Source organism: Citreimonas salinaria, from assembly GCF_900107235.1.
Lineage (GTDB): Bacteria > Pseudomonadota > Alphaproteobacteria > Rhodobacterales > Rhodobacteraceae > Citreimonas > Citreimonas salinaria.
In genome coordinates, this window is record NZ_FNPF01000002.1 from 127,445 (window position 1) to 140,492 (window position 13,048).

Below are 13,048 nucleotides of genomic sequence, written 5' to 3' on the forward strand. Positions count from 1 at the left end.
GGCAGGGCGACCTGACGCGCTGCCCCTCGTTCTCCTGCGGGGCAGGTCACGCGGTCTACTTCTGAATCAAAGAAGGGCACGGCGATGCGGCGCTGGATCGGGCGGATAGCCAAGGCCCTGGGCGCGCTGGTCGTTGTGCTGGTGCTGGCCGGCTGCGCCGCGCAGCTGTGGTTCTCGCGCCCCGGCGACCTGCCGCCGCCCGCGCCCGGCGCGCTGCGGGTGACCAGCCACAACGTGCATTACATCCTGCTGGGGCAGGAGGCCGGGCCGTGGTCGCGCGGCGACTGGGAGCGGCGCAAGATCGCGCTGGACGCCGCGTTCAAGGATCTGAAGGCCGACATCGTCGCCTTCCAGGAGATGGAGAGCTTCCGGCGCGGCTCGGACGGCGCGGTGAACCTGGCGCGCGACTGGCTGCTGGAACGCAATCCCGGCTGGCGCGCCGCGGCAAGCGGCGACTGGCGGGCCTTCCCCTCGACCCAGCCGATCCTCTACCGCGCCGACCGGCTGAGCCTGCGCGACCAGGGCTGGTTCTTCTTTTCCGAGACGCCCGACGTCATCTACTCGCCCACCTTCGACGGGTCCTACCCGGCGTTCACGTCCTGGGCCGAGTTCGCAGATGCCGACGGGCGCGTCTTCCGCGTCTACAACCTGCACACCGACTGGGCGAGCGGCGGCAACCGCCTGCGCTCGGCCGCGCTGGTGCGGGATCGCATCGCGCCGATGATCGCGGATGGGATGCCGGTGATCGTGCTGGGCGACTTCAACGCGCTGCACGGCGCGCCGACGATGCGCCGCATCGCCGAGGCCGGCGTCACCTTTCCGCGCGTGCCGGGCGCCACGATGCATTTCGACCGCGGCCTGCATCTGTTCGGCGCGATCGACCATATCGGCCTGTCGCCCGGCATCGACCTGCTGGGCGGCCCCTTCGTGATGCAGCGCCGCTACGACGGAGTCTGGCCGTCGGACCATCACCCGGTGGTGGTCGACATCGCGCTACGCTGACCTTGTGCCGGGCGGGGTGGGGCGCCTAAGGTGCCGCCGACCAGACCCATACCGGCAGGAGTTCCCCATGGCCAGACGGCTTTCCCCGCGCGACATCCTCGACCGGCTGGTCGAGTTTCCCACCGTCTCGCGCGACAGCAACCTGGGCCTGATCAACTGGGTCGAGGATTACCTGACCGACCACGGCATCGTCTGCCACCGCCACTGGAACGAGGCGCGCGACAAGGCGGCGCTGTTCGCCCATGTGGGCCCCGAGGTCGAGGGCGGCGTCGTGCTGTCGGGCCACACCGACGTGGTGCCGGTCGACGGCCAGGCCTGGACGACCGAGCCCTTCACCGTGACCGAGCGTGACGGCAAACTGTTCGGCCGCGGCACGACCGACATGAAGGGCTTCGATGCGCTGGCGATCTGGGCGATGGTCGAGGCGCGGCACTGCGGCGTCTCGCGCCCGCTGCAGATCGCGCTGTCCTACGACGAGGAAGTCGGCTGCACCGGCGCGCCGCCGCTGATCGAATCGATGGCCGCGCTGCCGCGCGCTTCGGACGTGCTGGTCGGAGAGCCGACGTCGATGCGCGTCGTCACCGGCCACAAGGGCGGCGTCACCTGGTGGGTGCATGTCCACGGGTTCGAGGTGCATTCCTCGATCCTCGACCGCGGCGTGTCGGCGATCATGTGGGGCGCGAAGCTGATCGACTGGGCCAACCAGGTGAACGACGAACAGGCCGCGGCCGACCCTGTCGGCATGGCGGGCCTGTTCGATCCGCCCTACACCAACGCGCATGTGGGCCAGATCCACGGCGGCACGGCGCACAACATCACCGCCAAGGATTGCGAATTCGGGCTGGGCTTCCGCGTCGTCCCCGGCGAGACGCTGGACCAGTGGCGCCAGCGCGCCACGGCCAAGGCCGACGAGCTGACGCAGGCGATGCAGGCGATCCGCCCCGAGGCGCGCATAGAGATGACCGAGAAGTTCGCGCTTCCGCCGCTCGCCCCGACCGAGAACAACGGCGCCGAGGCGCTGGCGCGTCAGCTGACGGGCGACAATTCCGACAACCATGTCAGCTACGGCTCGGAGGCCAGCCATTTCCAGGCCGCCGGCTACGACTCCGTGGTCTGCGGACCGGGCGACATCGCCGTCGCGCACCAGCCCGACGAGTACATCACCGTCGCGCAGTTCGAGGAAGGCCGCCGCTTCATGGAATCGCTGCTGGAGCGGCTCAAGTAGCCGCCCCGCCGGCTGAGCGACGCCGGAACCCGCCGGTCCTCCGGCGGGCGCGGCCGATGCCGGGCCCGGACCTCCGGATGCGGGCGCGGGCAGACCGTCCCGCACCGCCTTGCAGACGCGCCGCGCCGGTGTATCACTGACGCAATCATTCCACGGGAGAGTATCCATGCCGGTCAAGAACCGCTTCGCCGAACTGCACGACGAGATCACCGCCTGGCGGCGGGATCTTCACCAGCACCCAGAGATCCTGTTCGAGACGCACCGGACCTCGGCCCTGGTGGCGGAAAAGCTGCAAGAATTCGGCTGCGACGAGGTGGTAACCGGCATCGGCCGCACCGGCGTGGTGGGCGTCATCAAGGGGCGCGAAAGCGCTTCGGGCAAGGTGATCGGACTGCGCGCCGACATGGACGCGCTGCCCATCCACGAGGCGACGGGCGTTCCGCATGCTTCCAAGACCGACGGCGCGATGCATGCCTGCGGCCATGACGGCCACACCGCCATGCTGCTGGGCGCCGCGCGCTACCTGTCCGAGACGCGCAATTTCGACGGCACGGTGGTGGTGATCTTCCAGCCCGCCGAGGAAGGCGGCGGCGGCGGCAAGGAGATGTGCGACGACGACCTCATGGGCCGCTGGGGCATTCAGGAAGTCTACGGCATGCACAACTGGCCTGGCCGCCCGGTCGGCAGTTTCGCCATCCGCGAGGGCGCGTTCTTCGCCGCGACCGACCAGTTCGACATCCACCTGACCGGCAAGGGCGGCCACGCCGCCAAGCCGCAGGAGACCGTGGACACGACCGTCATGGCCAGCCAGCTGGTGCTGGCGATGCAGACCATCGCCTCGCGCAACGCCGACCCGGTGGACCAGGTGGTGGTGTCGGTGACAGCGTTCGAGACCTCGTCCAAGGCCTTCAACGTGATCCCGCAGCGGGTGCACCTGCGCGGCACCGTGCGCACCATGAGCCGCGAAATGCGCGACCTGGCCGAGCGTCGGATCAAGGAACTGGCCGCCGGCATCACCACCGCCTTCGGCGGCACCGCCGAGGTGCTGTACCACCGCGGCTACCCGGTGATGGCCAACCACCCCGAGCAGACCGAGTTCGCCCGCGACGTGGCCCGCGCCGTTTCGGGCGACTGCGACGAGGCGCCGCTGGTCATGGGCGGCGAGGATTTCGCCTTCATGCTCGAGGAACGCCCGGGCGCCTACATCCTGGTGGGCAACGGCGACACGGCCGCGGTGCACCACCCGGAATACGACTTCTCCGACGAGGCGATCCCGGCGGGCTGTTCGTGGTGGGCCGAGGTCGTCGAGCGCCGGATGCCGCTCGCCGGCTGAGCCGGGTCGGTCGGGCAGAGCGCGGCGTCCGGCCGCGCCCGGAACGCGAGGGGTCCTGCGGGGTTGGTGCCGCGAAAGCACGCATCCCGGAGGATCCTCATGGCCGACAGGCTTCCCACCGTAATCGTGACGGGCGCCGCGCGCGGGATCGGGCGCGGCATCGTCCAGCATCTCGAGGCGCAGGGCTGGCGCGTCGCGGCGCTCGACCTGCATTTCGACGATGACGGTCCGGGTCGGCAGGTGCGCTGCGACGTGTCCGACGAATCGGCGGTGCGGGCGGCCTTCGGCGCGCTCGCTGACATGCTGGAAGGCGGGCTGGACCTGCTGGTCAACAATGCCGGGATCGCCGATCCGGAAACCGGCCCGGTCGAGGAACTTGCGCTGGAAGAGTGGAACCGCCGGCTGGCGGTGAACCTGACGGGACCGTTCCTGATGGCCAAGCACGCCGTGCCGCACCTGCGCGCCGCGCGCGGCGCGATCGTGAACATCTCCTCGACCCGCGCGATGATGAGCGAGCCCGACAGCGAGGCCTACGCCGCCAGCAAGGGCGGCATCAGCGCCCTGACCCACGCGCTGGCCGTGTCGCTGGGCCCCGAGGTGCGGGTGAATGCGGTGGCTCCCGGCTGGATCTGGAAGGGCGACCCGTCCGAACTGAGCGAGACCGACCACGCCCAGCATCCCGTCGGCCGCGCCGGCACGCCTCGGGACATCGCCGAGGCGGTGCATCACCTTGCCCGCGCCGGCTTCACCACCGGTCAGGTGCTGACGGTCGACGGCGGGATGACGCGCAAGATGATCTACGCCGAATAGGGCCTGCGGCCTCCGCTCGACCCGGCTGCGCCGGATCATCGCCCCGCCCGCCGTCCCGCAGCCCCTCGGGACTACTTCTGCCCGCAAACATCACCGGGGCCCGAAGAACGGGGGCAGGGGCCCCTCTTGCCGCGACGGTGCGCAGGGCATAAGCCGACCCCATGATCGCGCCCGCCAACATCATGTGCATCAAGTGGGGCACCGCCTTCGGCCCCGAATACGTCAACCGGCTCTATTCCGGCGTGCGGCGCAACATGGCGCGCCCGGTGCGCTTCCTGTGCATGACCGAGCATGCCGAGGGCCTGCACCCGGACATCGAGATCCTGCCGCTGCCGGTCGAGCCCTTCGCCGAGCCGATGGCGCGGGCGCTGGCCGTCGCCAACCGGCAGGGCGCGATGCGCAAGGTCTCGCTGTTTCGCCCCGAGCTGGTGCCCGATCTGGAAGGACCCGTTCTTGGTTTCGATCTCGACGTCGTGATCACCGGCGCGCTCGATCCGATCCACGACCTTGCCACCGGCACCGTCGCCATGCGCCACGACTGGACCGAGGCGCGCAAGGGCCGGCCCACCGGGCACGGCTCGGTCTTCCGGTTCGACCCGGCGCTGCACGGCTTCCTCTACGACGAGGTCGCCGCCAACCCCTATGCCGAGGTCGAGGCCGCGCGCGGCTCGGAACAGCGATACACCTCGCACAAGGCGATGGACCGCGGCGTCTTCACCTACATCCCCGGCGAATGGGTCGTGTCCTTCAAGTACGATTGCAACCCGTTCCCGATGAACTATCTGCGCTCGCCGCGCCTGCCCGAGGGCGCCCGCGTCGTGTGCTTCCACGGCCGGCCGAAGATGCCGCAGGCGGTCGAGGGCTACACCGGGTCGATCATCCGCCGCTCGAAGCCCTGCGACTGGCTGCGCGACCACTGGATCGACCGCGCGCGCGCGGATCTGGGGCCGGACTGGGCCTAGGCGAAGCCTCCGGCCATCGGCGGCGGATCGCCGCGAGGCGCGGCACCCGCGCCCTTGCCCCGTCCCCGGCAGTCGCGCTAAGAGCGAGCGGACAACGTTGAGGAAGGGCAGAGCGATGGAAAAGCGGCGCGTCGTGGTGACCGGTCTGGGGCTCGTCACGCCCCTGGCCTGCGGGGTCGAGGAAAGCTGGAGCCGCATCCTGGACGGCAAGTCCGGGGCCGGCACCATCACCAAGTTCGACGCCGGCCACCTGGCCACCACCTATGCCTGCGAAGTCCCCTACGGCGACGGGTCGGACGGCACGTTCAACCCCGAGGACTGGATGGACAAGAAGGAGCGGCGCAAGGTCGACGAGTTCATCCTGTTCGGCATCGCCGCCGCCGAGCAGGCCGTCCGCGACGCGGGCTGGAAGCCCGAGGACGAGGAATCCCGCGAGCGCACCGGCGTCATGCTGGGCTCGGGCATCGGCGGGCTGAACTCGATCGCCGAGACCGCGCTGCTGATCCGCGATAAGGGCCCGCGCCGCGTGTCGCCGTTCTTCATCCCCGGTGCGCTGATCAACCTGATCTCGGGCAACGTGTCGATCCGCTACGGCTTCAAGGGCCCGAACCACTCGGTCGTGACCGCGTGTTCCACCGGCGCGCATGCCATCGGCGACGCGGCGCGGCTGATCAAGTACGGCGACGCCGACGTGATGATCGCCGGTGGCGCCGAGGCCGCGATCTCCGAGATCGGCATCGCGGGTTTCAACGCCTGCAAGGCGCTGTCGACCAAGCGCGGCGACGATCCGAAGGCCGCCAGCCGGCCTTACGATGCCGACCGCGACGGTTTTGTCATGGGCGAGGGCGCGGGTGTCCTCGTACTGGAGGAATACGAGCACGCCAGGGCCCGCGGCGCGAAGATCTACGCCGAGGTTTGCGGCTACGGCCTGTCGGGCGATGCCTACCACATCACCGCCCCGTCCGAAACCGGCGACGGTGCCGAGCGCGCCATGCGCGCGGCGCTGAAGGATGCCGGGCTTCAGCCCGCCGACATCGACTACATCAACGCGCACGGCACCTCGACCATGGCCGACACGATCGAACTGGCCGCGGTCGAGCGCCTGCTTGGCGACGCGGCCGCGAAGGCGACGATGTCGTCGACGAAGTCCGCGACGGGCCACCTGCTGGGCGCCGCCGGCGCGATTGAGGCGGTGTTCTCGATCCTCGCCATCCGCGACCAGGTTGCGCCGCCGACGATCAACCTCGACAACCCGGCCTGCGAGACGAAGCTCGATCTCGCGCCCAATGCCAAGCGCGAGCGCGAGGTGCGCTACGCGCTGTCCAACAGCTTCGGCTTCGGCGGAACCAATGCCAGCGTGATCTTCGGTCAGGCTAGCTGAAAGGCTTAAGTCATGTGGCGGCACATCGCGTCCAACGCGCTGACATTCCTTGTCGTCGCGGTCTTCCTGGCCGGCGGCGCGCTGATCTGGGCGCAGAACCAGTATTCCGGCCCCGGTCCCCTGGCCGAGGCGATCTGCCTCGAAGTGCCGCGCGGCACCAACATCGCCCGCGTGTCGCGCGACCTGGGCGAGCAGGGGGCGGTCAGCCACCCGGTGCTGCTGCGCCTGGGCGCCGACTACGCCGACAAGACCGACCAGCTCAAGGCCGGCAGCTACCTGGTGCCCGAAGGCGCCTCGATGCGCGAGATCGTCGACATCGTCACCCGTGGCGGTGCGTCGACCTGCGGGACCGAGGTGATCTACCGCATCGGCGTGGCCAATGCCTCGGTCGTGGTGCGTGAACTTGACCCCGCCACCGGCCGTTACGAAGAGCGCGCCAGCTTCGACCCCGCAGGCGAGGAGACGCCCGAGGTCTATGCCGAAGTCAAGCAGCAGGCCGATACGCGCTTCCGCGTGGCGCTGGCCGAGGGCGTGACAAGCTGGCAGGTGGTCCAGGAGCTTGGCCAGCTCGACGTGCTGACCGGCGAGGTCGAGGTGCCCGCCGAGGGCACGCTCGCCCCCGACAGCTACGAGATCTCTCCCGGCGCCGAACGTGCCGAACTGATCGGCCGCATGCAGGCCGCACAGCAGGCGATCCTGGCCGAGGCCTGGGCCAACCGCGCCGACGACCTGCCCATCGACACGCCCGAAGAGGCGATGATCCTCGCCTCGATCATCGAGAAGGAAACCGCGGTCCCCGAGGAGCGCCAGCGCGTCGCCAGCGTCTTCGTCAACCGCCTCGAACAGGGCGTGCGGCTGCAGACGGACCCCACGGTGATCTACGGCGTGACCGACGGGAAGGGCGTGCTGGGCCGCGGCCTGCGCCGGTCGGAACTCGACCGCGAGACGCCCTACAACACCTACCGCATCGACGGCTTGCCGCCGACGCCGATCGCCAATCCCGGCCGCGCCTCGATCGAGGCGGCGGTGAACCCGGCCGATACCGACGAGCTCTATTTCGTGGCGCGCAGCCTCGATCCCGCCGACGGGCATGTCTTCGCCGAAACGCTGGCCGAGCATAACGAGAACGTCGCGGCCTACCGCCGGCTGGAACGCGCCTCGCAATAGGCGCGCGCCGGTCCGCCCGGCGGGGCGGGGCAGGGCCGCGCGACGAAGCGCGCCGGGCGGTTCCCTCCGGCCGGCGAACTTGCTAAGCCCGCCGCGACCGCCGCGAAGGACTGGCCCGCATGAACAAGCCCACGACGACTATCCAGCTGACGAACTCCCGCACCCGCCGAAAGGAGGTCTTCGCCCCGATCGACCCCGACCATGTGCGGATGTATGTCTGCGGCCCCACGGTCTACGACCGCGCGCATCTGGGCAACGCGCGCCCGGCGATCGTCTTCGACGTGCTGGCGCGACTGCTGCGCCACGTCTACGGCGACGACCACGTCACCTACGTGCGCAACTTCACCGACGTCGACGACAAGATCAACGCCCGCGCCGCCGAGACCGGCCGCGACATCGCCGAGATCACCGCCGAGACCACGCAATGGTATCTCGACGACATGGCCGCCATCGGCGTGGCACAACCCTTCATCCGCGGCCGTGCCACCCCCGAGGCGATGCCCCGCGCCACCGGCTACATCGACCAGATGATCGCCATGATCGAGGTGCTGATCGTCCGCGGTCACGCCTACGAGGCCGAGGGCCACGTGCTCTTCGCCGTCGACAGCTGGCGCGACGCCTATGGCAGGCTCTCGGGTCGCTCGGTCGACGACATGATCGCCGGCGCGCGGGTCGAGGTCGCGCCCTACAAGCGCAACCCGATGGATTTCGTGCTGTGGAAGCCGTCGGACGAAGGCACGCCGGGCTGGGACTCGCCTTGGGGCCGCGGCCGCCCCGGCTGGCACATCGAGTGCTCGGCCATGGCCAAGGCGCTGCTGGGCGACACGTTCGACATCCACGGCGGCGGCAACGACCTGATGTTCCCGCACCACGAGAACGAGATCGCCCAGAGCTGCTGCGCCAACGACACCGAGACGATGGCCAACGTCTGGCTGCACAACGAGATGCTGCAGGTCGAGGGCAAGAAGATGTCCAAGTCCCTGGGCAACTTCTTCACCGTCCGCGACCTGCTCGACCAGGGCGTGCCGGGCGAGGTGATCCGCTTCGTGATGCTGTCGACGCATTACCGCAAGCCGATGGACTGGACGGTGGAGAAGAGCGTGGACGCCGAGGCCCGGCTGTTCGGGTTCATCGAACACATCGCGCAATACGGCGACATCGACGCCGCCATGGCCTTGCCGCCCGAGCAGGCCATCGTCGACGCGCTGAGTGACGATCTGAACACGCACGCGGCGCTCGAATGCCTTGGGAAGATGAACGGCGCAGCGGACGCCGACAATCTGGCGCGCAACCTGGTGTTCCTGGGGCTTTTCGACGGGCAGACCCTGCGCGGCAAGGTGGAAGGCTACCGTTCCGCCGTCGAGCTTCTATCGGATCTGGCCGATCGCCTGCAGGCTCTGCGCGAGGCGGCGATCCAGTCGAAGGATTTCTCGGAGGTCGACCGCCTGAAGCAGGACCTTGCCGCCGCAAATGTGAGTGTGCGGATGAGCAAGGAAGGCGTGACCCTGCGCCCCGAGATCGGCTTCGACCCAATCGGCCTCGAGGCCCTGCGATGACCGATGCCAACCATGGCCCATGATCCCGACCCCTTCGCCGATCCCGACCTCGTGGCCTGCGCCGGGCTGGTTGAGCGCGGCGACCCCGACCGCTTCGCCGCGACGATGGCCGCGCCGGTGCCGGTGCGCGCCGTGCTCTTCCCGCTCTATGCCTTCAACGTCGAGGTCACCCGCGCGCCCTGGGTGACGGCCGAGCCGATGATCGCCGAGATGCGCCTGCAATGGTGGCGTGACGTGCTGGACGAGATCGCCGAGGGGAAGGGCGTCCGCCGGCACGAGGTCGCCACACCCCTGTCGCGCGTGCTCGACCCCGAGGCGGCGCGCGCCCTCGACGGGCTGATCGAGGCGCGGCGCTGGGACATCTCTCCGCAGGCGCATGACGACGACGCGGCGCTGGACGCCTACCTGAACGCTACCGGCGGCACGCTGCTGCGCGTCGCGGCCCACGCCCTGGGCGACACCGACGGCCGCGCGGCGCAGGCGCTGGGGCGCGCGGCGGGGCTGGCCGCCTACCTGCGCGCGGTGCCCGAGCTGCAGGCCAAGAACCGCATCCCGCTGGTCGATGGCCGCCCCGAGGGCGTCGCGGCCCTGGCCCGCAAGGGCCTGCAATGGCTGGAGGAGGCGCGCGCCGCCCGCGCCGCGGTGCCGCGCGTCTCAAGGCCCGCGCTGACCGCCGGCTGGCTGGCCGGGCCGGTGCTGAAACGTGCCGCCGCCGAGCCCGCCCGCGTGGCCGAAGGCACCCTGCGCCCGGCCGAGGCGCGCGTGCGCGCGCGCCTTGCCTGGGTCGCCGCGACGGGACGCTTCTAGGCCGACCGGTTCTGGGCCGTGCGTTCCTCGTCGCGCGGCCTCAGCACCAGCCAGATCAGCGAACCGCCTGCCAGCACCAGCAGCGGCAGCATCGCGAGGTTGACCGCGACCCAGCCCTGCTCGGCCGACCCGCCCGAGCAGTTCATCAACCCGCCCGACGCCAGCGAGGCCACCGTCACGCCGCCGAACACGATCAGGTCGTTCAGCCCCTGCATCCGGCCTCGCTCGTGCGCCGCATGTGCGCCCGCCAGCATCGTGGTTGCGCCGATGAAGCCGAAGTTCCAGCCCAGCCCCAGCAGGATCAGCGCCACGAAGAAGTTCCCCAACTCGACACCCGACAGCGCCACGATACCCGCGGCCCCGAGGATGGCCATGCCAAGGCCCACGATCCGCTCGACCCCGAAGCGCGCGATCAGGTGGCCGGTGAAGAAGCTGGGCGCGAACATCGCCAGCACGTGCGCGGTCACCACGTCGGCCGCGTCGCCCGTGTCGTAGCCGCAGCCCACCACCGCCAGCGGCGTCGAGGTCATCACCAGGTTCATCAGCGCGTAGGACACCATCGCGCAGATCACCGCGACCGCGATGCGCGGCGTGGCCAGCAATTCCCGCCGCGACCGGCCCTTGGGCGCGTCATGCGCCGGGACGGGCGGCTTGGGGATGTCGAGGAAGATGAACAGCAGCGCGCCCACCAGGTTCACGCCGATCACCGCGGCATAGGTGCCGAGGAACGGGATCACGTAGGCATCGGCCGTTAGCTTGACCAGTTGCGGCCCGATGATGGCCGAGGCAAGCCCGCCCGCCAGCACGTACGAAATCGCCTTGGGCCGGAACGATTCGTCCGCGGTGTCGGCGGCGGCGAAGCGGTAGAAGCCCTGCGCGCTCATGTAGATGCCGGTCATGAAGCTGCCCAGCAGGAAGATCGGGAAGGACGCAAGGAACAGGCCCACCGCGCCCACGGCGCCGCCCGCCGCACCGCCCATCGCGCCGACGACGAAGCCCGCGCGGCGGCCGTAGCGCTGCATGAACCACGACAGCGGCGTCGCCGACAGCATCGAGCCCAGCACGATCAGCGAGATCGGCAGCGTGGCGAAGCAGATGTTGCTGGCCAGCGATTGCCCGGCCAGCCCGCCGATGGTGAAGATCATCGGCATCTGCGCGCCCAGGAGGGCCTGCGCCGCCACCAGGACGACCACGTTGCGCTGCGCGCGGGGAAGGGAGTGTGTCATGGCGAAATTGCTAGGGGGCGGGACGGGGCAGGGCAAGAGTGAAAGCACCCGCGCCTGACCGGGTGGGCCGCTTGTGGTTTCACCTGCCGCGCGGCCGCTCTAGGGTGGCGGGCGGAGGCACACATGACCCACCCGATCCCGCTGACTGAACGGCTGATTCAGACCGACGCCTGCATCGCCGAGGGCTGCGCGTGGCTGGCGCGGGCCGAGCCGCGCTTTGCCCGCGCGCTGGAACTGACCGGCACGGTCCCGCTGCGGCGACGGCCCGAGGGGTTCGACCAGCTTCTGCAGGCGATCGTGTCGCAGCAGGTCTCGGTCGCGTCGGCGCGCGCGATCTGGGGTCGGCTCCAGACCGCGGGCATGACCACGCCCGAGGCAATCCTTGCCACCGACATCGAGAGCCTGCGCGCGCTCGGCCTGTCGCGGCAGAAGGCGACCTACGCCCATGCGCTGGCCGGCGCCGGCATCGACTTCGACGCGCTGCGCCATGTGCCGACCGAGGACGTGGTCAAGACCCTGACGGCTGTGAAGGGCATCGGCGTCTGGACGGCCGAGATCTACGCCATGTTCTCCCTGGGCCGCGCCGACGTCTTCGCCCCCGGCGACCTCGCGCTCCAGGAAGGCGCGCGCCTCCTGTTCGGCCTCGACGAACGCCCGAAGGAACGGGCGTTCCGCGCGATGGCCGAACCGTGGCGCCCTTGGCGGGCGGTTGCGGCGCGCGCGCTGTGGGCCTACTACCACGTGGCCAAGCAAAGGGAGGGCATCGTGTGACCCGCGTTCTGCAAACCGGCCGGAAGGAACCCGCCTCGGGCGAGATGCGCTCCTGCGTGGTGTTCCTGCACGGCTATGGCGCGAACGGCGCCGACCTGCTGGGCCTCGCCGATCCGCTGGCCGAACACCTGCCCGACACTCTGTTCGTCGCCCCCGACGCGCCCGAGACCTGCGCCGGCTCGCCCATGGGCTTTCAGTGGTTCCCGATCCCGTGGATCGACGGCTCGTCCGAGGAAGAAGCGATGGACGGCATGGCCCGCGCGGTCGCCGACCTTGACGCCTTCCTCGACGCGTTGATGGTGGACGAGGACCTGATGCCCGAGCAGGTGGCGCTGGTGGGCTTCTCGCAGGGCACGATGATGGCCCTGCACGTCGCCCCCCGCCGCGAGGACAGCCTTGCCGGGATCGTCGGCTTCTCGGGCCGGTTGCTGGCGCCCGAACTGCTGACCGACGAGGTGGTCAGCCGGCCCCCGGTGCTGCTGGTCCACGGTGACCAGGACGACGTGGTCCCGCCGCAATCGCTGCCCGAGGCCGCCGAGGCGCTGCAGAAGGCCGGCTGGCGCGAGGTCTACGCCCACGTCATGAAGGGCACCGCCCACGGCATCGCGCCGGACGGGCTGTCGGTCGCGCTGGCCTTCCTGCGCGACAAGTGCGGGTTCTGACGGCCGCGCCCTCGCAGGCCCGCGGACCCGCGGGCCGTCATGCCCCTGTCACACCCATTGGCTATCCCGGCTGCGGACACTCCATCTAGCGGGACTTGCCAGGTTCCTCCCGCGAGATATAGTGATCCATGCTGGGGCGGGGTGTC

12 protein-coding genes are annotated in these 13,048 nt (G+C 70.2%); 11 read left to right on the forward strand and 1 reads right to left on the reverse strand.

Translation table 11 applies throughout. The annotated features are described in order from the left end of the window. Window positions 1-84: 84 nt before the first annotated feature. The 9 genes from BLW27_RS03050 (at window position 85) to BLW27_RS03090 (ending at window position 10,243) form a co-directional block, all read left to right on the forward strand. Entirely contained in the window at window positions 85-1,002 is a 918-nt protein-coding gene (locus tag BLW27_RS03050) for an endonuclease/exonuclease/phosphatase family protein (RefSeq protein ID WP_089879072.1), read from the forward strand. 67 nt (window positions 1,003-1,069) lie between these two features. Next, a complete protein-coding gene (gene argE, locus BLW27_RS03055; RefSeq protein WP_089879075.1) occupies window positions 1,070-2,227 on the forward strand; it encodes an acetylornithine deacetylase in 1,158 nt (385 codons plus the stop codon). A gap of 166 nt (window positions 2,228-2,393) precedes the next feature. Further along, on the forward strand, window positions 2,394-3,560 hold the full coding sequence (locus tag BLW27_RS03060) for a M20 aminoacylase family protein (protein WP_089879077.1): 1,167 nt from the start codon (window positions 2,394-2,396) through the stop codon (window positions 3,558-3,560). A 99-nt stretch (window positions 3,561-3,659) separates the two neighbouring features. Continuing rightward, window positions 3,660-4,370 (forward strand): SDR family oxidoreductase, encoded by a 711-nt coding sequence (locus BLW27_RS03065; protein WP_089879080.1) that lies wholly within the window; start codon window positions 3,660-3,662, stop codon window positions 4,368-4,370. A gap of 161 nt (window positions 4,371-4,531) precedes the next feature. Further along, window positions 4,532-5,332 (forward strand): glycosyl transferase, encoded by an 801-nt coding sequence (locus tag BLW27_RS03070; RefSeq protein WP_089879083.1) that lies wholly within the window; start codon window positions 4,532-4,534, stop codon window positions 5,330-5,332. 115 nt (window positions 5,333-5,447) lie between these two features. Next, the gene (gene fabF, locus BLW27_RS03075) at window positions 5,448-6,713 is read left to right on the forward strand and encodes a beta-ketoacyl-ACP synthase II (protein ID WP_089879086.1); all 1,266 of its coding nucleotides are present in this window, start codon (window positions 5,448-5,450) and stop codon (window positions 6,711-6,713) included. Window positions 6,714-6,725: 12 nt separating this feature from the next. Then, window positions 6,726-7,880, forward strand: coding sequence for an endolytic transglycosylase MltG (mltG, locus tag BLW27_RS03080; protein WP_089879088.1), 1,155 nt, complete (start codon window positions 6,726-6,728; stop codon window positions 7,878-7,880). Between the two features lie 119 nt (window positions 7,881-7,999). Beyond that, window positions 8,000-9,436, forward strand: coding sequence for a cysteine--tRNA ligase (gene cysS, locus BLW27_RS03085; RefSeq protein ID WP_089879091.1), 1,437 nt, complete (start codon window positions 8,000-8,002; stop codon window positions 9,434-9,436). Between the two features lie 12 nt (window positions 9,437-9,448). After that, window positions 9,449-10,243, forward strand: coding sequence for a squalene/phytoene synthase family protein (locus BLW27_RS03090; RefSeq protein WP_089879094.1), 795 nt, complete (start codon window positions 9,449-9,451; stop codon window positions 10,241-10,243). Here BLW27_RS03090 and BLW27_RS03095 read toward each other — a convergent pair. After that, entirely contained in the window at window positions 10,240-11,469 is a 1,230-nt protein-coding gene (locus BLW27_RS03095) for an MFS transporter (protein WP_089879097.1), read from the reverse strand. The genes BLW27_RS03090 and BLW27_RS03095 overlap by 4 nt on opposite strands. Before the next feature lie 123 nt (window positions 11,470-11,592). Here BLW27_RS03095 and BLW27_RS03100 point away from each other — a divergent pair, with 123 nt between their 5' ends. Together BLW27_RS03100 and BLW27_RS03105 are read left to right on the forward strand one after the other, a co-directional pair. Further along, the gene (locus BLW27_RS03100; RefSeq protein ID WP_089879100.1) at window positions 11,593-12,240 is read left to right on the forward strand and encodes a DNA-3-methyladenine glycosylase family protein; all 648 of its coding nucleotides are present in this window, start codon (window positions 11,593-11,595) and stop codon (window positions 12,238-12,240) included. Then, window positions 12,237-12,902, forward strand: coding sequence for an alpha/beta hydrolase (locus BLW27_RS03105; RefSeq protein ID WP_089879103.1), 666 nt, complete (start codon window positions 12,237-12,239; stop codon window positions 12,900-12,902). Before BLW27_RS03100 ends, BLW27_RS03105 begins: the two co-directional genes overlap by 4 nt. Window positions 12,903-13,048: the final 146 nt, after the last annotated feature.

Coding starts and splice junctions, on each gene's coding strand:
- BLW27_RS03090 (WP_089879094.1), top strand. CDS start 9,449: ATGGCCCATGATCCCGACCCCTTCGCCGATCCCGACCTCGTGGCCTGC.
- BLW27_RS03070 (WP_089879083.1), top strand. CDS start 4,532: ATGATCGCGCCCGCCAACATCATGTGCATCAAGTGGGGCACCGCCTTC.
- BLW27_RS03050 (WP_089879072.1), top strand. CDS start 85: ATGCGGCGCTGGATCGGGCGGATAGCCAAGGCCCTGGGCGCGCTGGTC.
- cysS (WP_089879091.1), top strand. CDS start 8,000: ATGAACAAGCCCACGACGACTATCCAGCTGACGAACTCCCGCACCCGC.
- BLW27_RS03065 (WP_089879080.1), top strand. CDS start 3,660: ATGGCCGACAGGCTTCCCACCGTAATCGTGACGGGCGCCGCGCGCGGG.
- argE (WP_089879075.1), top strand. CDS start 1,070: ATGGCCAGACGGCTTTCCCCGCGCGACATCCTCGACCGGCTGGTCGAG.
- BLW27_RS03095 (WP_089879097.1), bottom strand. CDS start 11,469: ATGACACACTCCCTTCCCCGCGCGCAGCGCAACGTGGTCGTCCTGGTG.
- BLW27_RS03060 (WP_089879077.1), top strand. CDS start 2,394: ATGCCGGTCAAGAACCGCTTCGCCGAACTGCACGACGAGATCACCGCC.
- BLW27_RS03100 (WP_089879100.1), top strand. CDS start 11,593: ATGACCCACCCGATCCCGCTGACTGAACGGCTGATTCAGACCGACGCC.
- fabF (WP_089879086.1), top strand. CDS start 5,448: ATGGAAAAGCGGCGCGTCGTGGTGACCGGTCTGGGGCTCGTCACGCCC.
- mltG (WP_089879088.1), top strand. CDS start 6,726: ATGTGGCGGCACATCGCGTCCAACGCGCTGACATTCCTTGTCGTCGCG.